At 46.8% G+C, this 24,475-nt stretch carries 18 protein-coding genes; 12 read left to right on the top strand and 6 right to left on the bottom strand.

Annotated features, from left to right (window positions below):
* Positions 1-2: 2 nt before the first annotated feature.
* Both mnmG and DP_RS04315 read right to left on the bottom strand, forming a co-directional pair.
* Positions 3-1,910: a tRNA uridine-5-carboxymethylaminomethyl(34) synthesis enzyme MnmG gene (gene mnmG / locus DP_RS04310; RefSeq protein WP_041278336.1), complete on the bottom strand. Its 1,908-nt coding sequence runs from the start codon at positions 1,908-1,910 to the stop codon at positions 3-5.
* A 25-nt stretch (positions 1,911-1,935) separates the two neighbouring features.
* Positions 1,936-2,781 (bottom strand): class I SAM-dependent methyltransferase, encoded by an 846-nt coding sequence (locus DP_RS04315; RefSeq protein WP_011188098.1) that lies wholly within the window; start codon positions 2,779-2,781, stop codon positions 1,936-1,938.
* A 339-nt stretch (positions 2,782-3,120) separates the two neighbouring features.
* Here DP_RS04315 and rpmH point away from each other — a divergent pair, with 339 nt between their 5' ends.
* The 6 genes from rpmH (at position 3,121) to mnmE (ending at position 8,043) form a co-directional block, all read left to right on the top strand.
* Complete coding sequence (rpmH, locus tag DP_RS04320) at positions 3,121-3,258, top strand: 50S ribosomal protein L34 (protein WP_041277613.1); 138 nt, start codon at positions 3,121-3,123, stop codon at positions 3,256-3,258.
* Entirely contained in the window at positions 3,206-3,622 is a 417-nt protein-coding gene (gene rnpA / locus DP_RS04325) for a ribonuclease P protein component (RefSeq protein WP_228130168.1), read from the top strand. Before rpmH ends, rnpA begins: the two co-directional genes overlap by 53 nt.
* A complete protein-coding gene (yidD, locus tag DP_RS17330) occupies positions 3,609-3,845 on the top strand; it encodes a membrane protein insertion efficiency factor YidD (RefSeq protein WP_083818932.1) in 237 nt (78 codons plus the stop codon). Before rnpA ends, yidD begins: the two co-directional genes overlap by 14 nt.
* A gap of 58 nt (positions 3,846-3,903) precedes the next feature.
* On the top strand, positions 3,904-5,565 hold the full coding sequence (yidC, locus tag DP_RS04330; protein WP_011188100.1) for a membrane protein insertase YidC: 1,662 nt from the start codon (positions 3,904-3,906) through the stop codon (positions 5,563-5,565).
* Between the two features lie 57 nt (positions 5,566-5,622).
* Entirely contained in the window at positions 5,623-6,489 is an 867-nt protein-coding gene (locus tag DP_RS04335) for a Jag family protein (protein ID WP_011188101.1), read from the top strand.
* Positions 6,490-6,588: 99 nt separating this feature from the next.
* Complete coding sequence (gene mnmE / locus DP_RS04340) at positions 6,589-8,043, top strand: tRNA uridine-5-carboxymethylaminomethyl(34) synthesis GTPase MnmE (RefSeq protein WP_228130169.1); 1,455 nt, start codon at positions 6,589-6,591, stop codon at positions 8,041-8,043.
* Between the two features lie 332 nt (positions 8,044-8,375).
* Here the strand turns inward: mnmE and elbB are convergent, their stop codons facing one another.
* A complete protein-coding gene (gene elbB, locus DP_RS04345; protein WP_011188104.1) occupies positions 8,376-9,032 on the bottom strand; it encodes an isoprenoid biosynthesis glyoxalase ElbB in 657 nt (218 codons plus the stop codon).
* Between the two features lie 86 nt (positions 9,033-9,118).
* A protein-coding gene (locus tag DP_RS04350) for an IS1-like element IS1A family transposase (protein WP_094096600.1) occupies positions 9,119-9,816 on the bottom strand; the annotation gives its coding sequence in 2 pieces (ribosomal slippage) (positions 9,119-9,567 and positions 9,567-9,816; 699 coding nt in all).
* A gap of 146 nt (positions 9,817-9,962) precedes the next feature.
* Between DP_RS04350 and DP_RS04355 the strand changes: the two genes are divergently transcribed.
* The 3 genes from DP_RS04355 (at position 9,963) to DP_RS04365 (ending at position 13,138) form a co-directional block, all read left to right on the top strand.
* Entirely contained in the window at positions 9,963-11,150 is a 1,188-nt protein-coding gene (locus tag DP_RS04355) for a molybdopterin molybdotransferase MoeA (RefSeq protein ID WP_011188105.1), read from the top strand.
* A gap of 254 nt (positions 11,151-11,404) precedes the next feature.
* The gene (locus DP_RS04360; RefSeq protein WP_011188106.1) at positions 11,405-12,205 is read left to right on the top strand and encodes a M55 family metallopeptidase; all 801 of its coding nucleotides are present in this window, start codon (positions 11,405-11,407) and stop codon (positions 12,203-12,205) included.
* A gap of 51 nt (positions 12,206-12,256) precedes the next feature.
* Entirely contained in the window at positions 12,257-13,138 is an 882-nt protein-coding gene (locus DP_RS04365) for a DUF4405 domain-containing protein (RefSeq protein WP_011188107.1), read from the top strand.
* 531 nt (positions 13,139-13,669) lie between these two features.
* Here the strand turns inward: DP_RS04365 and DP_RS04370 are convergent.
* Positions 13,670-14,833, bottom strand: coding sequence for a cache domain-containing protein (locus tag DP_RS04370; RefSeq protein ID WP_011188108.1), 1,164 nt, complete (start codon positions 14,831-14,833; stop codon positions 13,670-13,672).
* Positions 14,834-16,163: 1,330 nt separating this feature from the next.
* On the opposite strand from DP_RS04370, the gene DP_RS04385 reads away from it, so the two are divergent.
* On the top strand, positions 16,164-16,556 hold the full coding sequence (locus DP_RS04385; protein WP_011188111.1) for a nuclear transport factor 2 family protein: 393 nt from the start codon (positions 16,164-16,166) through the stop codon (positions 16,554-16,556).
* Positions 16,557-17,417: 861 nt separating this feature from the next.
* Positions 17,418-20,648 carry a metallophosphoesterase gene (locus DP_RS04390; protein ID WP_011188112.1) on the top strand — a complete coding sequence of 1,077 codons (3,231 nt, stop codon included), beginning with the start codon at positions 17,418-17,420 and terminating at the stop codon, positions 20,646-20,648.
* Between the two features lie 644 nt (positions 20,649-21,292).
* On the opposite strand, the gene xsc is transcribed toward DP_RS04390, so the two are convergent.
* Positions 21,293-23,080: a sulfoacetaldehyde acetyltransferase gene (xsc, locus tag DP_RS04400; protein ID WP_041278344.1), complete on the bottom strand. Its 1,788-nt coding sequence runs from the start codon at positions 23,078-23,080 to the stop codon at positions 21,293-21,295.
* A 472-nt stretch (positions 23,081-23,552) separates the two neighbouring features.
* Between xsc and DP_RS04405 the strand changes: the two genes are divergently transcribed.
* Positions 23,553-24,473, top strand: a complete 921-nt coding sequence (locus DP_RS04405) for a 4Fe-4S binding protein (RefSeq protein WP_011188116.1) — start codon at positions 23,553-23,555, stop codon at positions 24,471-24,473.
* Positions 24,474-24,475 lie beyond the last annotated feature (2 nt).

Raw genomic sequence — 24,475 nt, forward strand, 5'->3', positions numbered from 1 at the left:
TCTTATATTTTATCGTTACTTTTCAAATAGTTGAGCTTGCGAAGATGTACCTGTAGTACGGACACTGCTGCCGGGGTGATACCTGAAATCCTGGATGCCTGTCCCAGGGAGATGGGACGGATTGTGGAGAGCTTCTCCACCACCTCATTTGAAAGTCCGGAGAGCTGAGCGTAGTTGAGATCCTCGGGGAGTTTCAAGGTCTCCATTCGTTTGAAGCGTTGCACCTGCTCCTCCTGACGTTGCAGGTAGCCCTTGAACTTGATTCGGACCTGAACCTCCTGGCAGACAGCAGAGTTTGCCAGGGCGATAACCGCCTCTTTGTCTCCTGCTGTCAGTGGTAACTTCTGGAGGAAGGTGATATTTATCTCAGGCCTTCTCAGCAGGGAGGAGAGTGCTGATTTTTGTTTCAGATCAGCGCTAGCCGCATCGTTGAGTATTCTGTTTACCTCGGCAGTCGGTTTGATAGATATTGCATCCAAGGTGGCACATCCTGCATCTATTGCGGCCTGCTTAATGAGATATCTTTGGTGTTTGTCTTCATCTAAGAGACCAATATCCTTGCCGATTTGGCATAGTCTGCTGTCCGCATTGTCCTCTCGCAGGAGGAGTCGGTATTCGGCTCTTGAGGTGAAGAGGCGGTAGGGTTCTTTCGTGCCGCAGGTAACCAGATCGTCAATTAAAACGCCAATATAAGCCTGCGATCTATCGAGGATTAGTGGTTCTCTCTCCTCTAGATACCTTGTGGCGTTAATGCCCGCCATCAAACCTTGGGCGGCTGCCTCTTCATAGCCTGATGTGCCGTTAATCTGACCGGCAAGGTAGAGGTTTTCGATTTTTTTGGTGGCAAGGGATGGGCGGAGTCCAAGAGGATCTATATAGTCGTACTCGATGGCATATCCCGGGCGGATAATTCGGGCATTCTCAAGACCTTTTATGCTCTGTAGCATCTCAATCTGCACCTCCAGAGGCAGGCTGGTGGGCAGGCCGTTGGGATAGACCTCCACCGTGTCCAGTCCTTCTGGCTCGAGGAATACCTGGTGTCGATCTTTTTCAGGAAAACGCATGATCTTATCCTCGATGGAGGGGCAGTATCTGGCCCCAATCCCCTGGATAATGCCGGCATAGAGGGGTGATTGATCTATGCCCTTTCTGATTATTTCATGAGTTTTTTCATTAGTGTAGGTGATATAGCAGGGAAGCTGTGGCAGGGTGTAGCCCTTGCCCTGTGAATCAAAGGAAAAGTGGGCAGGAGGCATATCGCTCTCCTGTGCCTCAAGCTCTGAGTAGTCAATGGTCAGGGAGTCGATGCGGGGAACGGTGCCAGTCTTCATTCTGCCCACGGCAAAGCCGTTATCATAGAACCAGTCGGCCAGTCCGGTGGAGGGGCCGTCGCCGAGACGTCCTGCCGGGAAGTTTTTCAGGCCAATATGGACCAGTCCATTGAGAAAGGTGCCGGTGGCAACAATGGCAGCCTTGACGGAAATCTTTTCATCAATGGTAGTGGTGACGCCGGTGATCTTGCCATCCTCAACAATAAAACCATTTACCTCCGTTTGGCTGACGGTCAGGTTTTCCTGATGTTCGATAACAGATTTCATCTGCAGTCTATAAAGGAGGCGGTCGGCCTGGGCCCGTGATGACTGTACGGCTGGACCCTTTGAGGTGTTCAGGCGTCGGAACTGAATGGAGGTGGCATCGATAACTCTGGCCATCTCGCCGCCAAGGGCGTCAATTTCACGTACCAGGTGTCCCTTGGCAAGTCCGCCAATGGCAGGGTTGCAGGACATTGCCCCGATGGTGTCAACGTTCATTACCGCTAGCAGGGTTTTATGTCCAAGTCGGGCTGCTGCCAGGGCTGCCTCGCAACCGGCATGGCCGGCGCCAATTACTACTATATCAAAGTCGCTCATAAGAATAATGGGTAAAGGGTGAATTTCATAGGTCACTGTGTGCGGTTGACCACCATATCAGGGCCCACCTGTGTGGAGTTGCGGGCTTTACTGTTATTTCGTTTTTGTCCTGGGCAATAATTCTGGTGCGCAGGTAGTCCCGGAGAAGGTCCTCTTCTCTGGTGTTCATCTCATGGAACATCCACTGGTAGGATTGCACCGCCGCCTCCAGTGAGTCGTATTTCTTCAGGCTGTCAAACTCGAGGATATTGACGCAGGGATGGATGCCCATGCTGTAGAGCATGTTTAAAGTATATATGTAGTCCGGGCCGGAATGGAAAGGCCTGCCGATGATTTTAAATGCATGGCTGTCAAAGGGGGTCGGGTTAATTCTATCGGTGAGGAAGACGTATTTACTAGCGTAACTGTTGAGTTTGATAAGGGCTTTCTGCAGGTCATCCACCCCGAGGGATCTGGAGGCAATGGCAATGTCGTGGGCTACGATATTTTTACTCTGCCAATCGTCCTGCCATGCACAGCAAATAGTCTCTATGTTGTCGATACCGGCAGCAGCAGCCTCGCTCTGCAGTTGATCTAACATTCCCTGCGAGTAGTCAATGGCGGTAACTCTTTGAACCTTCTTGGCAATGGGCAGGGCCAGGGTTCCAGAGCCCGCTCCTATGTCGAGTACCGTCATTCCTGTTTCCAGGGGAAGATGGGAGAGGAAGAGAGAGCTGTAGTTGCTCTCTTTAGCGCTTTTAGAAAAAGATGGTGCTTTTTTGTCCCAGTCACGTGCTTTTTTGCTTTTCCATGCCTTTTCCTTGCAGGCGTTGGCATGGAGTAACTTCCAGTCAATATCCTGGTAACAGCTGGGAGAGTTTTTCTTTGTCATAAAAAAAAGATTAGTTGAAAGTATGCGCAGTTAAGAACAGGTCTATTTTGTTTTTACCTGAGAAAAAAACGGTTTAGGTCCCTGCAAAAATATCACAGCTAAAGTTCTTTAGCAAGAATAGGTCTCTTCTACAAGTTAAAATGTTTGACACTAGCCCCTATTTGTGTTTAATATTCCCACTTTTCAAAAATGAAGAATTGTTGGGAATAGGCGATTTCCTAAGCAATGACCTGTACTGCTTGCTTTAGGCTTGCAGTTTTGTTTGTTGCGTGGGAAACTGAAGTACGCTTTTTTCTGAGAAATAGCCTGTATTCTGTAAAATAATAAGAGGAAGTCGAAATGAGTAAAAGAACTTTTCAGCCAAGTAACATCAAGCGTAGTCGTACCCATGGTTTTCGTGCGCGTATGAGCACCCGTGCCGGTCGTGCAATTCTTAACGCTCGCAGAGCTAAAGGACGTAAGAGACTTTCTGCATAATTTGGAAAGGTATCGGCTTCCAAAGACTGCCTTTGTTCGTAAAGGGTGGGAGTATGATGCGGTATATCGTGGAGGACGTCGCCTGCATGGCGTTGGTTTCACCATTATTTACCTGCTGAACTCGACGGAGAATAATAGGTTAGGGATAAGCGTTCACCGTAAGCTTCGGGGAGCCGTTAAGCGCAATCGGATTAAGAGAATAATTCGGGAGTGTTTTAGGTTACATCGTGATATCTTTCCTCAAAAAGCAGATATAGTTTTTGCTGTTCGTCCTGGGTTTGCTCTCTCTTCACCCGAACAGATTCGACAGGCAGTTGGGTCTCTTTGTGGTACTCCCTGTGGTGTATGCAATGAAAAAGCCTAATTTTGCACAGTTACCCCGATTATTTATATTAGGGCTTGTCAAAGTCTACCAATACTGCATTTCTCCACTTTTTCCCCCAACGTGTCGTTTCACGCCCTGTTGTTCAACATATATGATTCAAGCAGTTGAAAAACATGGTGTGATACGAGGTGTTGCACTTGGCCTTTGGCGTATACTCCGCTGTCATCCATTTTCTAAGGGCGGCTATGACCCTGTTAAATGAGCCGACTTAAACTAACACAATCGAATTCTGCGTATTCACTGCGTAAGAGAACCTAACTATGGAAACCAAAAGAGCCCTTCTTGCGATTGTTATCTCGTTTGCCATTCTATTTGGCTATCAGTATTTCTTTCCTGGTCTTGATCAGCCAGTCCAAACTACTTCAGAAACTCAGACCACTGTAAATGGTACTTCTGCAAAACAGGCAGGAGCTATACAAGAAATTACTGCTCCAGTTATTCCCGTTGTCGCCTCCGCAAAATACGATCGTGTTCCACGTGATATCGTTGTTGATACAGATCTCTATACCGCAACAATTAGTGAAGCCGGCGGTGCTCTGAAAAGCTTTGTCCTGAAAGAGCAAAAAGAGACCAATGCTGAAGATTCTCCAGGTATGCAACTGGTTAACAATAGCAAGACGGATGGCTATCCTTTGACGTTCTCCTGGGGTGGTGCCGCTCCTTCTAACCTGCTCTATACCAGCCAGGATAGCGAGGTACGTTTTGGTAGCAACGGTAAGGCCCGCCTTATTATGACTGCCAAATCATCTACTGGACTTGTTATTGAAAGGGTTTATACCTTTGATAAAAAGACCTATCTCTTTGATCTCGATGTTCGTGTTGTTAATCAGTCGGGTCAGGCCCTGCAGGGATCTGCCCAGCTCCATCAGGTAAGTGTTCCCTATGAGTCAACCGAAGATAATCCTGCCGCTCGCTTTCTCTTTATGGGCCCTGTTGTCTATGCAGATGGTGAGCTTACAGAGATAGACCCTAAAGACCTCGAGGATGGTCCTCAGTCTTTTATGGGTGATATCCAGTGGCTTGGTTATGAGAGCCGCTATTTCATGTCAATGATTGTTCCCTATGGCCTTGATGGTCAAACCTTCACCACTTCCGGTGGTGCTGATCTGACCAAATCCTTCATTGCCGGCGGTTTGGATACCTTGGCAGCAGGGGCTGAAAAAGAGTATAAATACCACGTTCTCTATGGACCGAAAAAAGTAGAGATGCTTAAGAGTGCAGGCTATGATCTTGATAAGGCCGTGAACTTTGGCTGGTTTGATATCATTGCCAAACCCACTCTCTGGTTGCTCAACTTCTTTCATAGCTTTACCCATAACTACGGTATCGCAATTATCCTTGTAACCATCATGTTCAAGGGCATTTTCTGGCCAATTACCCAAAAGGGTATGAAGTCCATGAAAAACATGCAAAAATTGCAACCTAAGATGGCTGCTCTTAAGGAGAAGCATAAGGACGATCCAACCAGGATGAACAAAGAGGTGATGAGTCTCTATAAGGCGTATAAGGTGAATCCTTTGGGCGGTTGTTTACCCATGGTCCTGCAGATTCCTGTCTTCTTTGCCCTCTATAAGGTACTCCTGCTCTCCATCGAGCTTCGCCATGCCCCTTTTATGTTCTGGATCACCGACCTCTCTGCTCCTGATCGTCTCTGGATTGGTTTTAACCTGCCATACCTTGGCGGTTTGCCGGTGTTGACCCTGTTGATGGGTGCCTCCATGTTTCTTCAGCAGAAGTTTAGTCCGACAACTGCCGATCCGACCCAGGCAAAGATTATGATGTTTCTCCCTGTTGTTTTTACCTTCATGTTCTTGAACTTCGCCTCGGGCCTTGTTCTCTACTGGTTTGTGAATAATCTGTTATCTATCCTGCAACAGGTTCTCATTAATCGGGATGTGAAGCATAAAACCGCTACTGCCTAAAGATATTATATGAGAGGCGGAGGAAGAGTCCTCTGCCTTTTTGAATGGAGATAGTTCATGGCTTTTGGAAAAAAAGAAGAGCATGATTTTTATGGTAAAGAAGTCACCGATGCAATCAAAAAGGCCTGTGAGACCTTTGCTGTTCCCCAAGAGGAATTGGATATAGAGATTGTCTTTACCGGTTCCGCTGGTATCTTTGGTCTTATCCGCAAGAAGGCGCATATTCGTGCTTTTGTTAAGCAGGCAGAAAAAGAAACAGCCCCCGTTGTAGAAGAAGAGGTGCTTGTTAAATCTGCCCCTCCTGCCCGGAAAGAGGTTGTTGCATCGGCTCTTGCTCCGAATAAAGAAGAGGCCTACGATAGGAATAATCTTCCCACCGAAGTCAGCGATGAGAGTATTGCCCTGATAGAGCAGGAAACGCTTAAGGTCATTGAGTTGATGAAGTTTACTGCCGTGGTTAAGGCCACTGCCGAGGCGGGAACCGTTCGTTGTGTGATAACTACTGATTTCGAGGATGAGCTGACCGGACAGGATGGTAAAACACTTGATAGTCTTCAGTATATTATTCGTAAGATCGTGGTGAAGAGGGTTGAGGACAGGCTGCGAATTAATCTTGATGTTAATGATTTTCGTACCCGTCGCCTTGAAGAGCTGAAACAGCGGGCTGTAGAGCTTGCATCCAAGGTCAAAGAAGATGGTAAGACCCAGGTGATCACCTCTCTGAATCCCTCTGAACGCCGAGCTATTCATATGATATTGCAGGAAGATAAGGAGATTCGCAGTCGCTCCATTGGCGATGGCCTCTTTAAGAAAATTCTTATCTATAAGCCAGGTAATGGCAATCGTGGCGGGCGTAAGCGTTATAGCCCCGGTCGTAAGGATCGTACTGGCAAGAGTGAGACGCCGGTAAGCGACGAATCCTAATATTTTTTAGTAGGTTGTTTTTTTAATGGGCGCAGGCATATCGTTGATGTGTTCTGCGCTCAGTTGTTTGTACTGGAGCACTCTAAGGGGAAATTTGAAATGGCTGTATTTCCCAGGGTGGTTCGAAAAATTATAGAGATCAATAAGACCATGGCTATATCCTACGCTGATAATGAAACTATTGCTGCTATTTCAACTCCTATGGGTACCGGAGGCATTGGGGTCATCCGCATAAGCGGCAAAGAGTCTCTGACCATTCTCCAGACAATTTTTCGTCCCCATAATGACTCCTGCAGTTACCGTAGTCATCAAATGTATTATGGGCAGATCGTGGCAGCCGATGGCCATCAGTTGGATGAGGTTTTGGTCGTCTATATGCGGGCTCCCAAGACATATACCTGTGAAGACATTGTCGAGATACACTGTCATGGTAATTTTCTTGTCCTGCAAAATGTTCTGGAGCTGGTTATCGAGAAGGGGGCAAGTCTGGCTGAGCCCGGTGAGTTTACCAAGAGGGCCTTTTTTAATGGCCGGATTGATCTGACCAAGGCCGAGGCTGTTATTGATGTTCTCTCAGCCAAGACCCGTAAGGGAGTAGATGTGGCTCAGGAGCAGCTGGCAGGTTCCCTCTATCGTCGTATCGAGCCGATCCGTAACGCCCTGGTCCATATGCGTGCCCTCTTTGAGGTGGCTATTGATTTCCCTGATCAATCCCATGACATTGTTGACTATGAGCAGATAGATCTGCAGCTGAAGACAGAGGTGATTGCCCCTGTTAAGGAACTCTTGGCTGGGGTGGATAGGGGCCGGATATATCGTCAGGGGATTTCCATGGTTATCGCCGGTCGACCCAATGTCGGCAAGTCCAGTCTGCTTAATGCGGTTCTCCAAGAGGAGCGGGCCCTGGTTACCTCCATTGCCGGCACCACCAGAGACTCCATTGAAGAGATGGTGGATATCCTCGGGATGCCTGTTCGTATTGTCGATACGGCAGGAATACGCCGGCAGGCGGGAGAGGTGGAGGCCCTGGGCATTCAGCGGGCCAAGGATCTGATTAATAGTGCCGACCTCGTCCTCTTCATGGTCGATGGTTCTCGGCAGCTTGATCAGTCTGATCTTGAACTCTATGAAGACATTGCTCATAAGCCGATGATTGCCGTGATCAATAAGCTGGATCTTCTGGCCGAGGATGGCACTGCAGCTGCGGCTCTGCTTGACTTTGTCCCTGCATCTGTCCCCCGCCTGGCCATTTCAGCGAGGGAAGGTGAGGGGCTAGAGGCACTTAAGCAGGCAATTTTTACCGTGGTAACTGGTAGTGATACCCCTTGGGACGAAGAGGGCTGTGCCCCTAACCTGCGTCATAAAAAATCACTGGAGGCAACTCTCATTGCTGCCGAGCGCATGGTCGACGATCTGGCTCAGGGCATGGGGAGTTCCGACCTCCTCTCCATTGATATGCAGGAGTGTCTTGACCAGCTGGGCGACATCATCGGCATCACCACCACCGACGATGTCTTTGACGTCATCTTCTCTGAATTCTGTCTTGGCAAATAAGGCAGCTATCAGAGAACTACAGCTGTCAGCTATCAGCTGTCAGAAAAAAGATGCTAGATACGAGATACGAGAAAAAACTTAACAGCAAAAAGAGCTTAAAAATAAGGTTATTACCGCACTCGCCATTTCGCTCCGCTTTACTGCTGTTTTTATCTCTTTCTAGAATCTCGTATCCGTCCTTGCAGTTGCTTTTTCTTATAGCTGTCAGCTCCCAACTGATAGCTTTTTCCCTCTGTGTTCTCCCCTTCCTCTGTGGTTAACTGTTTTTTCTGATAGCTGATAGCTGATAGCTGATAGCTGATAGCTGACAGCTGACAGCTGACAGCTTTCTCCTACTCCATCATTTCCACTATTTCCGTCATTAAAGCATCTGCCCCCGCCCCAATCTGGTCAACCCGGGCATCGAGCATATAGCAGGGGGTGCTTACCACCAGGTTCTTTCTATCTATTACGATCTGACCATGATCCGTTGTTTGGGTCGAGGCTCCCATCTTCTCGGCATTTTGGTGCGAGATAGGATCTTGGCCGAGGGTTATCTCTACTCCGGAGATGAGTCTGGCCAGAAGCATGGGGGCAATGCAGAGGGCACCGATGGGCTTTTTTGCCTGGTGCATGTCGATAATTGCCTTTTTCACCTCGGGGTTAACCTGACAGTTCACTCCTGCACTAAAATAGTCCGAGAGGTTTTTGGCGGCGCCAAAGCCTCCGGGGATGATGAGGGCGTCGTAGTCTTCCGCCTTGAACTGGTTAAGATCACTGATCTTGCCCCGGGCAATGCGGGCAGACTCCACCAATACATTTCTGCTCTCGCCCGTCTCCTCACCATTCAGATGATTGATCACATGGAGCTGATCTATATCGGGGGCAAAACAGTGGTAGTCACAGCCATGGCTGTGAATGGCCCAGAGGCTCATGGTTGCCTCGTGGATCTCAGAGCCATCAAGGTGACCACATCCAGAGAGAATTACTGCAATTTTGTGTTTTTTCATTATCGTTCCTCTTGTTGATTAAGTGGGGAAGTGAGACTTTTTAGCTCTTGCTCGTTATCTTTCTCGTATTCGGTAATGACTCCAACTTATTGATAGTGTTTTATGTTCAGATAATGCCCGATGACTTTGTCATGCAGCTCCACCGATTTTGAGAACGACAGCGACTTCCGTCCCAGCCGTGCCAGGTGCTGCCTCAGATTCAGGTTATGCCGCTCAATTCGCTGCGTATATCGCTTGCTGATTACGTGCAGCTTTCCCTTCAGGCGGGATTCATACAGCGGCCAGCCATCCGTCATCCATATCACCACGTCAAAGGGTGACAGCAGGCTCATAAGACGCCCCAGCGTCGCCATAGTGCGTTCACCGAATACGTGCGCAACAACCGTCTTCCGGAGACTGTCATACGCGTAAAACAGCCAGCGCTGGCGCGATTTAGCCCCGACATAGCCCCACTGTTCGTCCATTTCCGCGCAGACGATGACGTCACTGCCCGGCTGTATGCGCGAGGTTACCGACTGCGGCCTGAGTTTTTTAAGTGACGTAAAATCGTGTTGAGGCCAACGCCCATAATGCGGGCTGTTGCCCGGCATCCAACGCCATTCATGGCCATATCAATGATTTTCTGGTGCGTACCGGGTTGAGAAGCGGTGTAAGTGAACTGCAGTTGCCATGTTTTACGGCAGTGAGAGCAGAGATAGCGCTGATGTCCGGCGGTGCTTTTGCCGTTACGCACCACCCCGTCAGTAGCTGAACAGGAGGGACAGCTGATAGAAACAGAAGCCACTGGAGCACCTCAAAAACACCATCATACACTAAATCAGTAAGTTGGCAGCATCACCCTCGTATTCTTCTATAATAGAGAGAAATGAACCGTCCCACAAATGATATGCTCTCTCTTTTAAATTTTTATGAGTCCCTAAGGAAAATGCCATGAACCTTCTTGATATCCTTCACTCAGAACTCAACCCTGTCCCGGTCAGTCAGGAAATTGTACCTTTAATAGAGGCCGGTGGCCGGGTTGTCTCTGAAGATATTCGGGCCCGGATTCCCCTGCCTAGCTATGATCAGTCCAGTCGGGATGGTTTTGCTCTTGCCTCTCTTTCGGAAATGGGCGCTAGCTATCGACTCCTGGAGTTTGAGGCCTTTGCTGGCAATAGCGAGACGATTTCGCTTCGGGCCGGAGAGGCCTGTGCGGTGATGACCGGTGGCCTGATACCTCTTGGTGCCTCCCGAGTGGTGCCTAAGGAGCACTGTGCTCCCATGGCTGATACTCTTCAGCTTGATCTGGCGGCCATGGGCCTGCCTCCCTTTATCCAGAGGGTGGGGGAGGAGGTCGGCCTGCATGAGATAATTATTAAGAGGGGAGAACTTGTCCAGGCCGAAGATCTGGGGCTCTTGGCCAGCACCGGTAATGGGCAGATTCCTGTTTACAGGCGACCAAGGGTGGGCTTTTTTGCCACCGGCACCGAATTGCTTGAGTTGGGGCAGGCACCTGTCGCTGGTATGAAGTTTGCCTCAAATCATTATATGCTTGCCGAACTCTGCAGTCTCTATGGCAGTGAGGGGCACAATATGGGAAGGGTGTCCGACAGGGGGGAGGTACTTACCAAGCTCTTCTCGGAGATAGTCGAGGGGGATCTTGATCTGGTCATAAGTACCGGCGGTATGGGGCCCGGTCGTTATGATCTGCTTGAGGAGAGCTTTGTTGCAGCCGGTGGCAGACTGGTGGTGAACTCTCTGCCCATGCTGCCCGGTAGATCAACCTTGGTCGGCTGGCTTGGTACGACCCTCTTCTATGGCCTCCCCGGTACCCCTCGGGCAATTCGTCCCCTCTTCACCGAGCTCATCTCCCGTTCCCTGCTTGCCATGCAGGGGCTGCTGGAAAATGCTCCCGTGCAGATAGAGGCTCGTCTTATTCGGGACTGTCGCCTGCGCAGGGCAGATGTTCCCAGTCTACAGGGAGGCAAGCTCTCCTATCAAGATGGGCGGGTCTGGGTTGAGAGGGTGGCTAGGACGGGTTCTCCCGATTGTTTTATGTTGGTGCCTGCTGGTTCTGATTGTCTTGAGGCTAATAGCTCTGTTCGGGTCCACCTGACAAGGTCACCATTTTCTCGTTAGAAGATAATGGAGGTCGTAAAATCAAGTAAGCGTAGGTAGTTGCCCTTTTTTTGAGCATTGGGTAGAATCAGGTCATGCCCTTCAGTCATGGGCAGGAAGCTGGACTAAGGATCTAAAAAAAGAGAATTTATCTTTTAGGGCGTGACATTCTATCCTGAATCTGGGCAGGATAGTAGGTGCAGAGGCCTTGCCGGTCATGGTCGATGAAGAGCTGATTTTTTTACAGATTTCAGGGGAGATGAGGATTTAACAAGATGAAAAAGATATATATAAGTGCCGATATAGAGGGTATTTGCGGGGTGACTGATTGGGGCGAAACAGAACTTGGCTCAGCCACCCATGAGGAGTTTCGCAGGCAGATGACCTGTGAAGTGGCCGCCGCCTGTGAGGGTGCCATAGAGGCCGGGGTAGAGGAGATACTGGTGCAGGATGCCCACGACAGTGCCCGTAATATCCTGGCCGCAGATCTGCCGCCGAAGGTGCAGCTGATCCGGGGTTGGGCGGGGCATCCCTACTGCATGTTACAGAGTCTTGACTCTTCCTATGATGCCGTCCTCTTTATTGGTTATCACTGCGCAGGGGGTCGGGTTGGTAATCCTCTGGCCCATACCATGACCAATGATAAGGCTTATTGGCTCAAGTTAAATGGAGAGTTTGTTTCTGAATTTTATCTTAATAGCCTCATTGCCTGCCGGGAGAATGTGCCGGTGCTCTTTCTCTCAGGCGATGCCGAGGTCTGTGCCGAGGCCAACCAACTCTCCTCCTCCATCGCGACCCTGGCCAGCAAAGAGGGTATGGGGGCCTCCACCATCAACCGTCATCCCTCTGAGATCTGTGCAGAGACCAGAAGGTTGGTTGCCGAGGTCCTGAAGAGGGGGGCGCCAGGGAGCCTGACCATGCCCCAGACCTTTACGCTGGAGATTTGCTATAGCGGCCATGCCCTTGCCTATAGGAACTCCTTCTATCCCGGGGCGACTCTGGTGGATGGTAATCGGCTCCTCTTTGCCACCCAGGACTATTTTGAGGTGCTGCGTTTTATCCATTTTGTTCTGTAGTCGTTTATTTTTATAAGTTGCCACCCATGTTTGAATATAAAAGGAGTTAGTATGCGACAGATCGTTTCTCTACTATTGTTAGTCTCTGGTATCATGGAAGTGTTTACCAGTGTGGTTCTCTATATTGTTCCGGCCGGGCGGGTTGCCTATTGGTCTGGTTATCGTTTTTTATGGCTCAGCAAGGAGCAGTGGGGGGATATGCATATTACCCTCGGTGTCCTCTTTCTATTGGCCGCGGTTCTTCATTGCTTTGTTAATATCCGATCGATTGTCAACTACTTCCGTAATAAGGCCAGAAAGTTCAGCTTCTTCAACACTAAGTTCCTGATCGCCCTGATTCTCTCCCTCTATGTTGCCATCGGCACCCTCTATCGTCTTACTCCCATGAATTACGTTTTGACCTGGGGGGAAGAGTTTAGTCAGACGGCTAACCAGAAGTACGGTGAACCACCCTATGGACATGCCGAAATGTCGTCGCTTACCATGTTCTGCAAGAGGATGAATCTGGACCTTGACAGGGCCAGTGAACTGCTGACAGCGAACGGCATTCAGTTTGCCGGTCCAGCCACTCCCATCAGTGAAATTGCCGTGGAAAATGGTAGAATCCCTCAGGACATATATCAGATTATTCGCTCAGCTAAGGCCCAACCGAAGGTTCGCCAGAATGGTCAGGGCCAGATCTCAGCTAAGGTGACCCCCATCTTCCCGGACCTGCCCCCCGCAGGTTTTGGCAATATGACCATTGGCTCCATCTGTCAGCAGTATGAGGTCCTCCCGAGCCACCTCTTGGCCGAGCTACAGAATCGAGGTCTCCTTATCGATGAGATGGATACAGTAAAAGAGGTTGGGGTAAAGAACAACACCAGCCCCATGACCGTCTTTGAACTGATCCACGAGGTGTTGGTCCCACCGGCCCCCGCTACTAAGATTTAGTCTGTGTAGTAAAGGATATTAACCACAGAGGGCACAGAGACATTTTAGGTGAACTGCTTAAAAACAAAACCTTAATTCAGCTAAAAAGCTCTGTGCCCTTTAATCAATGGTCAGCCGTAGAGACGTCGATTTATCGCGTCTCCGATACACCCCAGCGTCAACCTGTTACATCTGCTGTAAAGTAAAAGATATTAACCACTGGCAACCGAGATAGAAGAAAGATGCTAGATACGAGATACGAGAAAAAATTTAACAACGAGAAAAGCTTAAAAATAAGGCTGTTACCGCAGTTCTTTCTGGTATCCGCCGCTTCGCTGCTAGCATCTCATATCTAGTCTCTGCCTTTCTGCCCTTTCTTTTACCCTTTAAATTTTAAAAATGAGTGTTCTCCAGGCAGTGGTTAGTTGCCCTTGCAGTTGTTCTTTCTTACAGCTGTCAGCTCCCAACTCACAGCTTGCTGCTATTTCTGTTGCAAGCTAATAAGGAACTCCGTTTGAACCATTTTCGTCCAAGAGGTAGAGAATTTCCACCTTATAGGCATATTCGATTTCGTCCCGACTCCTTGGCCTCCTGTAGTTTTTTCCCAGCCCTTTTTAAGGTAGTCTCGAAGAGCTCTTCTTCCGCTCTATATATGGCGATACCAGCGCTAATGGTAATGTGAAATTTTTCATTGCGTTCATCAAAAACTAAACAGTCTGTTTCTGTTCTTATTATTTCAGTAATTTGTATTATCTCTTTTTCATTGTTGAAAAAACCAATAAGAAGAAACTCTTCACCACCAAAACGAATACTAAAATCATTTGGCCGGGTATTTTCTATAATAATATTGGCTAATCTCTTTAAGACACGATCGCCACAGCTACGCCCATAGTTAGCGTTAATTTTTTTAAAGTGGTCAATATCCAAGTCTATTACTGCCAAAAGCTTTTCGTTATCCTGGTGCAGTTTTGTTAAGATAGTTGGTAAAATCTCTTTGAGGAATCGTTTTGTATAAAGGTTTGTAAGAGTATCCTTTATTGCAAGTTCACCAATTTGTCGTAGAAAATAATTTATAACAAAGATTGCAATGACAACAAAAACAATAAAACAGGCACTAAATATTACCGAGGTTTTAAAAACGATCCAAAAAATATTTTCCTGCATATCATCAAGATAGAGGCCTGTCCCCAGAACCCAGTCCCATGGGGTGAAATAGGTCACATAAGAAATTTTAGGACTCTCCTCGGGTATATTGGGCTTAGGCCAGTAGTATGAGACCCAACCGCCACCATTTTTAGCTGTGCTAATAAACTCTTTAAAAAAATATTTTCCCTTGAAGTCGGTCCAGTTGATGAGGTTAAGACCAACTCTATTCGGTGTATATGGTTGCATCAAAAGCACTCCTTCTCCACTGTTTACCCAGAGATAACCATTTGCTCCATATGTGGCTCCATTTAAGGTATTTAATGCTCTTGCCTTTGCCTGCGAAGAGGTCAGATTTCCATCTGCACTCAGTTGATAAAAATGTTGAACAACTCCCAGACCAACCTCAGTAATATGTTTAGATTGGTCTTTTTTTTCTTTTTCTAAATTTGTTGAAAGAGAGTAATGAAAAAACAAAAGAAAGGCAGTTAGTCCAAGACCAATAAGAATAATAAATGCCAGAAGTTTCTTCTGAATCGGAGACCTGATTGTTAGGGATGCTGAGTTATTCATGGCTATACTCTCGCTTAATCTTGAGGTGTGGAGACGATAGTAGCTCTTTTCTAGGTGTCCTTTATTGTAGGAGAAAAAACAGATGTTGGGAATATTTTTATAATTTTTTTTTAAGCTGTTAAGGAAAACAGGCCTAGATTAGGATATATATGTTACTTATTAAGGGGATGGCAGGAATCTGCTGGTGATGCTAAAACGTGGAGAGGATCAGTCGTATAACATCCAGTCATTCAGATTTGTCTGGCAAAGACAGTTTGCTTTCATCACAATGGGAATTTTTCTAAACAACAGATTGGCATCACGGCCTGGAAAATGGAGTGGTGCTGGCGCAACAAAAGACTTAGGATAAATAAGGCGAGATTGCCCCCTGTTCCCACAGTTGCAGTTGTGCCAGTTGATCTTATTTTGGGACATTATATTCGCCCCCTGAGTATCTGCTAAGCCATAAGCGTCAACGAGGCAATAAAGGTATGGGCAAAGGGCAAACGGGAAAAGAGGTCGTCTACCTGTATAAAGCCTGAAAACCCGAGGAGACGAGCAATATACAGATGTATAAAGCCTTAAACACCGAAGAAAGAGACAATATACAAATGTATAAAGCCTGAAACACCGAAGAAACAGACAATATATAAATGTATAAAGCCTGAAACACCGAAGAAACAGACAATATACAAATGTATAAAGCCTGAAAACCTGAGTTGACGGACAATATACGGATCTACACAGGCCAAAACCTTGAGGAGATGGCCAATATACATCCATACGAAGGCTCAAAACTTGGGTAAATGGCTTATCTGCGAGCGTAGACAGTCTTTTTTATAGGGCAAGATCAACATCCCTGATTTGCACTTACTGACAGCTCGCCATTTCGCTCGCCACTCGTTCGCCGCTACGCTGCTGATGCTACTCGTTGTCACTCACTGCTACTTCACTGCTGTTTTTCCTGCTCTTTCTAGTATCTGTCCTTGTCCTTTAAATTAAAAAAAATCAGTGTTCTCCAGGCAGTGGTTAAGCGCAGTTGCCCTTGCTTTTGTCCTTTCTGATAGCTGTTGGCTGACAGCTCCCAACTCGCCATTCCGCTCGCCACTCGTTCGCCGCTACGCTGCTGACGCCACTCGTTGTCACTCAATGCTACTTCACTGCTATAGCTTCTTCCTATCGCTTTCCCGTCCCTGTCCTTGCCTGTGCCCTTTAACGTTAAAGTGTCCTTCTCTGTGTTCTCCCACCCTCTGTGGTGAACTGTTTTTTGTAGTTTTTGTAGTTTCTGGCCTATAATAGATTCTGCTTCTTGATCTACCCCATACATCAATAAAAATTGGAGGAGAGCACCATGCTAACCAGAGAGGATGTCCGCAGCCTGTTTGAACATTTGAAGTCTGACCCGGATCAGTTCTTTGCCCATGTCGCAACTGATGTGCAGTGGACGGTGATGGGAACCCACCCCCTGGCCGGAATCTATCAGAGCAAGGAGGACTTTCTCGACCACACCTTTAAACGCTTGGCCAAAATCCTCAAAGAGGGCGCTCTATTGGAGATAGTGGATCTCTTTATCGACGGTTCCACGGCCATCGTCGAGATGCGCTCTATCTCCACCGCCAATAACGGCAAACCCTTTGATAACAGATATTGCTGGATCGTTACCTTCAGCGGCGATCTCATCACAGCCGTCAAGGCCTACCTCGATTCGGCCCTTGTCCAGCAACTCGTCAGCGAAAATGAATAGGGGCATTTAAAAATCAACCACTGGAACCGAGGAAGAAAAAAGATGCTAGATGCTAGATACGAGATATGAGAAAAAACTTAACAGCGAAAAAAGATTAAAAATAAGGCTGTTACCGCATTTCTTTCTAGTGTCTAGCACTTCGTATCCGCCCTTGCCCTTGCTCTTCCTGGCACCTCCTAACTAATAGCTTCTCCCCACTTGTTCTCACCCTCCTCGGAAAGAGACTTTCTGCCCAAAAAATTTTCCCGGAAGCAATGTCCTGTCAATTCTTAGGTAAGACCTTGAAAAGGTGTACAGAGCTACTCCTCCTCTTGGCAAGGGGAGGCTGGGTGGGGTTTGTCTTTTTTGCTGCATTTTAGCCAAAAAAATTCTCAGTGTTCTTCAAACAGTGGCCAATCGCTTTGCTTTTTCTAGTATCCGCCATTCCGCTGTGCTCCACTGCTAGCATCTAGCATCTAGCATCTAGTATCTCGCATCTGCTTTTACATCTTCTCTTTTCCTGAATAAGTATTGTAGTATCTTCTGGGGCTGTGGTAAAATGCCTTGGATATTCGTACGCTTACCAGATTGTGGTATCTGCCTCTTGCTGTGAGCTGGCTGGAAGTAGGATGTAGGATGGGCAGCAGCGAAGCGAAGCGGCGAAGGGAAGCGAAGCGGAGCGTGCCCATCAATGTTGATGGGTGAGGAATTGGCTCATGTGAAGATTTTCAGTTTTTGGATGATGCTGGAGTAATACAATAAGTGAGGCTTTTCGGAGTTATCCAGGCCTTTATAATAACTTGTTGTGTGTGATTACAAATATCATCATATATAGATTTGCATTATTGATAATCAGATGATCCATTTTAAGGAAATGCCAAAATGATAAAAAATAATAGTTTAACAATTTTGCACCTATCAGATCTACAGTTCGGAAAGAATCATAGATTTTTCCAATCAAATATTTCAGAAGAAAACTTCAATTTCAGTACACTTCAAGCAAGATTACAAACTGATCTTAAAATAGTAAAAAGTAAATATGATCTTGAACCAGACCTTATAGTTATCACTGGTGACCTAGTTGAATACGGTCAACAGTCTGAATTTGATCAAGCCAAAGTTTTCTTCAATGAGTTAGCTTCATTTTTGAATGTTCATATATCAAATGTATTAATTGTTCCAGGCAACCACGATATTAATAGAAAGGCATGTGAAGCATATTTTGCAGAATGTGAGGCTGACGAAAAAAAGCCTACTTTGCCTTATAAACCCAAATGGAGACATTTTAAAAATTTTTATAATAGCTTTTACTCAGATATTTCCAGAAAGTTTGATTTAGAAACTCCATTTGGGTGCACTGAATATCCTGAGTTGAAAGTAGCAGTTGCAAACCTTAATTCAACGGTTCAAGAAAGCCATCAAGAGAAAGATCATTATGGTTTGATTGGAGAGAATCAAGCTCAAAAAATTGCAGAGCAACTAGCGAAAAGAAAAGATGAAGGTTGGTTTAATATTGCAGCTGTTCACCATAATGTTGTTCGCGGTGCAATAGAAGATGATGACAATTTACGAGATTCAGAAATGTTACAGAGGGTTATTGGTGATCACATAGATCTAATATTACACGGGCATACACACCGTGGAAAAATGCATTGGTGGTCCCCGCAGCTTCCAGTAATTGGAACGGGTAGTGCTTCTGTTGAAAAAAGTGCAAGACCAGATGAAGTGCCAAATCAATATCAATTACTAAAATTTACAGGGCTTGGTTTTACACGATATTGTCGTGCTTTTGCTCCGGATGAAGCGAAATGGATTCCTGATTCTAGAGTCAACGATGATGGTGTTGAAGAACATGAAATAAATTTTAGAAATGTGCACGCTGCATTTCCAGAATCACTAGAACAAAAAACAAATACACAAAATTCAAATAATATAGATACGCTACCAAAAGAATTAGATGGTAGTAGCGATCAAATACCCAAAATATTTAGCCCAACATTTAAATTTCCGTTCACCCACTATTGTGATTTACCACCTGTCGTAGATGTTTGGGTTGGAAGAGATAAACAATTAACTTCAGTTTTATCAACAAAAAGTGGTGTTGTTGCAATTACAGGCATAGGGGGACAAGGGAAATCTGCACTCGCTGCTAAGTGCCTTGAACAATGGAAGCTGAATCACCCAAAATCATTTTGGGATTGGCGTGATTGTCGTGAAGAGGGCGATAGATTCCACACACAATTGTTAGGGCAAATTGAGAGGATTACAGATGGCGCTGTTGGAGGTGAAGAGTTGGCCGGTGCTCCAACGATCGATTTGGTTAAATATTTGTTCGAAATAATAGGTGATCGTGATTGTTTGTTTGTTTTTGACAATGTTGACCAATATGTCAATGTAAACGAAAATTCCTTTGTTTCTGGTGTTTCGACTTTCGTGAATGAGTCGTTAAGAGGAAAGCATAATTGCTTGATTCTTATTACTTGTAGACCACGAATAACATACCCCAACATCCGATTTTTCGAAATCTATCTAGACGGGTTATTGTTTGAAGATACAATCGACTTGTTTAATAAACGTGGGGTTGATATCAAAAAAACTGGAATGCTTAATACTCTGAATGAGGTTTACACTTTAACTGAAGGTCATCCTCTATGGCTTAACTTACTAGCAATACAAATATCAAGAGATGAAAAAAGTAGTGAGAATATTTTAGAAGAGTTGAGGAACGGTGAGGCAGATAATAGGGCAAGGTCTATGTTACGACCTATTTGGAAAGGATTAAATGTTAACCAACAACAAGTTTTGCGTTGTATGGCAGAAATCCCAAGGCCAATGGACTCTGTCCAAATTCATAATTGCATAAGTGGTAAAATAAAAACATTTAACAGATTTAAGAGAGCGTTCAAGACCATAAAAGCATTAAGTCTGGTTGTTAAATGCGAGTCCGATGACGGCAACAACAAATATGATTTGCATCCTTTAGTTCGTAGTTTTATCAAAACTGAGTACGCTACAACCAAAGAGAGATTGCCTTACATTGATCCGATAGTTTGCTATTTAAGGCAGCTAATTATGGGTTCATCGGCAAAAATTAGCACTGAGACTTCTTTTGATAAGCTGAGAATGTGGTCCGAAAAAGCTGAACTAGAAATAGAATCAGGGCTTATGGCGGATGCTGTTGAGTCATTAGGTTATGTGGCAAATAGATTGTTAGCAATGGGTTATTCTGAGGAATTGTTCCGTGTAGGTAAACGAATAATTGATGATTTTATCATTAACCCTTCTCATTATAATGAGATAAAAGAATTTGATGAGTTATTTCAAGTCATCATTGAAGCTCTAATTGAATTTGGTCACGAAGCTGATGCGCGTCGTTTCCTAAAAAACTACGAAGATTTTGTTGAGGAAGGGACCGCACTGTTTATAGGTTTTTGTAGTCTCATGACATGGGTTGAGTGGCATCTTTATAACTATGACGAAGCTATTTATTGGGGAGAACGTGGTAGGTACTTAAAGAAACAATCTTCAATTGACACTTCCTGCGACTGTAGCCATAACCTTGCATTAGCATTACGAGACTCAGGTCGCTATGCGGAAGCAATGGAATATTTTTTAATGGGTAATTCACTTGAATCTTTATTTTATGCTGATGCTGAATCAGAAAGAGATGGTTCTTTCTGGGGGAATATTGGACGCTGCTTGATGCTTCAAGGTGATTACATAAATGCTATTCAATGTCTTAAAAAATCTGCAGAATCACTAGGTAATGACCAAGGTGCAAACGGGATAAAAAATCAAGGATATGCTGCAAAGTGGATCGCACAATGCCTAGAAGAATGTTCAATCCTTGATGATGCGTACATTTTTTATCGTAAAGCAAAGAGCATATGGGATCAAAGAGCACCTATACTTTCTCATGAAATTAACGTTAAGTTGAAAGATTTGGAACAATCTAAAAGACTTAACGAAGTGCTTAAACTAGGGGAGAAAGATATAATCAGGCGGTGTTCTGTTTGGCTAAAAAGCGATCCAGTCCCTAAATCAGGGAAGAGGGTGCACACAACCAACCATTCCACCGGACTCGTTGAAGCTCGCCGCAGAGCTTGTCGTTAGCTCCCACACCTCTCCTCCTCTTCTCCGAGTGGACTGGGAGGGGGAATGTGAAAAATGGCTCACAGAACCAACGCCCCTAGTGTCAGTTTGATTTCTCCCCTAATCTTGCCCTATACTATGGGTTCAAACTCGTGCCACCCCCAAACCTCAACCAGAGACTATCATGTATTGGCTTCTCACCAAATATCTGCTTACCGCGGCGATTGTTGTCCTGGTCTCGGAGGTGGCAAAGCGTAGCGACAGGTACTTCTCTTCCGGGTCTTGCAATCGCCTTTGTAGTTGCAGTGGCTTTTGTATTTTCTAGCATCCGCCATTCCGCAGTGCTTCACTGCTGTTTTTCCTGCTCTTTCTAGTATCTAGTATCTCGTATCCGTCCTTGTCCTTTAAATTAAAAATGTTCTCCTCCGTGTTCTCTGTGCCCTCTGTGGTTAGCGGCTCTTGCTCTTATCTCTTTTAGCCTGTCTATCGGCCAAAAAAAATCCCCTCCTCTTGCGAGGAGAGGGTCGTTACCTCTTTTTCTGTCCTTGCAGTCGCCCTTGTAGTAGTAGTGGCTTTTGCATTTTCTCGCATCTAACATCCGCCATTCCACTGCTGCTTTTTTGCCCTTTCTGACAGCTCCTAACTGAGAGCTTTCAGCTGCTTTTCTATTTCTTACAACAGCAGCATTGCGGACGCATATCCTCTTTCTTAATCCCGGCAACCATTACCGGAGCCTTCATGGCATCGCGACGGAAGGGTTCGCCCAGCTCCTGATTGACCAGTACCTCAATAAAGGTGGTCTTGCCCTCTTCCATTTGAACCCTTACGGCCTCTTTGAGCTGAGCTGTTAGATCGTCCGTGCAGGTAGCCTGAACGCCTATCAGGCCGCAGGCCTGGGCGATTTTTGCATAGGAGACATTGGGATCGAGCTCGGTGCCGACAAAGTTATCGGAATACCAGAGGGTGGTGTTTCGTTTTTCTGCGCCCCACTGGTAGTTACGAAAGATGATCATGGTGATTGGTGGCCAGTCCTTTCGACCGCAGGAGACCATCTCGTTCATGGAGATACCAAAGGCACCGTCGCCTGCCATGCCGATTACCGGAACATCCGGTTGGGCAATTTTAGCCCCGCAGATTGCCGGAAAGCCGTATCCACAGGGACCGAACATACCGGGGGCCAGATATTTTCTGCCCTCTTCGAAGGTCGGATAGGCATTACCAATGGCACAGTTATTACCGATATCAGAGGAGATGATGGCATTCTCTGGAATAACGGATTTCATCGCATTCCAGGCCTCACGGGGAGACATCTTATCTGGCTCACGATCACGGGCTCGTTTATTCCAACTGGTACCAGGATCATCCTCTTCGTGGACCAGGTTGGCCAGCTCTACGCTCCATTCTGCCTTGGTCTTGCCGATGTTTGCCTTGCGTATTTCACGGTCTGTGTCGCCTGCTGTGGCTGTGAGTCGGTTAAGAATTCCCCGGGCAACCTTTTTAGCATCACCGATGATACCAACTTTTACCGCCTTGGTCAGACCGATACGATCTGGGTTTATATCAACTTGGATGATTGCCGCATTCTGTGGCCAGTAGTCAATCCCGTATCCCGGCAGGGTAGAAAAAGGGTTGAGTCGGGTACCAAGGGCCAGGACAACGTCGGCTTGGGCAATGAGTTCCATTCCTGCCTTTGAGCCGTTGTAACCAAGGGGGCCTGCGGCCAGTGGATGGCTGCCGGGGAAGGCGTCGTTATGCTGATAACCACAGCAGACTGGGGCGTCCAGACGTTCGGCCAGCTCTATGGTATCTTTTATGGCCCCGCCCAGGATAACACCGGCGCCGTTGAGGATGACGGGGAACTTTGCCTTAGAGAGAAGTTCTGCCGCCTTCTCCAGGGCCTTTTCTCCACCGGCGGGTCGTTCAAAATCAACGATGGCGGGGAGTTCAATTTCAATTACCTGGGTCCAGTAGTCACGGGGGATGTTGATCTGGGCCGGGGCAGAGGCCCGTTTGGCCTGCATGATTACCCGGTTGAGTACCTCGGCCATGCGCCGTGGGTCTCGGACCTCCTCTTGATAGGCGACCATATCTTTAAATACAGCCATCTGTTCAACTTCCTGAAAACCACCCTGGCCCATGGTTGCGTTTGCTGCCTGGGGGGTGACTAAGAGGAGTGGGGTGTGGTTCCAATAGGCTGTTTTGACGGGGGTGATAAAGTTGGTAATACCAGGACCGTTCTGGGCTACCATCATTGACATCTTGCCGGAGGCTCGGGTGTAACCATCGGCCATCATTCCGGCGTTACCCTCGTGGGCACAGTCCCAGAAGGTGATACCTGCTTTGGGGAAGAGATCAGAGATAGGCATCATGGCAGAACCAATGATACCGAAAGCATGTTCAATGCCATGCATTTGAAGGACTGTGATAAAGGCCTCTTCCGTGGTCATTTTCATTTTAGTCATTGCTGCACCTCAATAATTTAATCATGCCCTAAACCTATAGGGCGGTTGTACCTACGTATCAGGCAGGCTACTAAAGCTGCAATCGGGTAAACTGATCCTCCTAAGGATAACTTGGTAGTGGGCTGCCAAGACAGGTTGAGGTTAAAAGCTTAGGGGTTACAAAAAAACTGCTATCTGTGCATTGTAGTGAGTAAAGACGGCATTGGCAATGTCAGGGAGAGGATTAGTAGACGGTGGGGGTGGGGGGCTTGCTTGCAGCTGAGTTATTTCAGGCTCTTGCCCAGAGGTAAGTTTTTTTGGTCTGGGGAGCGGCCCATCTCGGTCGTTCTGCTTTTTAATATTGAGTGATGGAGGAAGAGGTAAGATCTATTGACAGACGGGGGAGGTTTAGGATCTTATGTGCTCTTCGGGGCAATGCCATCTGCAGGCTGACCTGCTCTTCAACGCACGATAAAGGACCACTATGAATTTCAGGAAGATCGTTCAGGGCTTTTTCTTCTCTATCACCCTTCTCGCCGGTATTCGATTTATTTTCTATATTTCAGCGCTTAAACAGGGTCTGGATGCAGGACTAAAGCCCGGCCTAATTGAGGGATTCCTGCCCATAAGCGCCCTCATGGGCCTGAAGCAGTTGCTGGTGACGGGTGAGTGGGATATGATCCATCCCGCTGGTCTGACAATTTTCTTAATGGCAATTATAATGAGTGCTGTCTTTAAGAAGAGTTTTTGTAGCCATGTCTGCCCTCTCGGTTTTGTTTCGGAGACAGTCTCTCGCTTGAGCAGGAAAATCAAATTAAAGAGATGGCAGTTCGCTATATTGGCCAGTATTAAGTATCTGATCCTGGCCTTCTTCTCCTATGGGATACTGGTGCAGATGAATCCTGGCGCCATCGCCTCCTTTCTGCATAGCCCATTTAATATCGTGGCCGATGCCAGGATGCTGCACTTCTTTACATCCCCTTCCCGTACCACCCTGATAGTCTTGGCAATCGTTCTCTTTTGCACCCTTTTGCTCAGAAATGTCTGGTGTCGACTGCTCTGTCCCTATGGAGCTCTTCTCGGTTTAGTTTCAACCCTCTCCCCCTTTCGGGTGAGGAGATCGCCCCAAAACTGCACCGGCTGTGGCGCCTGCAGCGCTGCCTGTCCAAATGATATAGAGGTGGAGAAGAGGGGCACTGTCTATAGTCCGGAGTGTATGGGCTGCTATGAATGTGTCAAAGCTAAAACTCAAGCGGACTGTCTGAGCGTCCCCCTGCCTCATTATGATAAGCTACCTCTCTTGATAGCAGGGGTCGTTCTCGGAGTCTTTCTCTTGGCCTATTTTGGCGGTTATTGGGATTCGTCGGTTACCAATGCCGTTTATGGCAAGATTCTCTTGCCTTAGAC

This window comes from Desulfotalea psychrophila LSv54 (assembly GCF_000025945.1).
Lineage (GTDB): Bacteria > Desulfobacterota > Desulfobulbia > Desulfobulbales > Desulfocapsaceae > Desulfotalea > Desulfotalea psychrophila.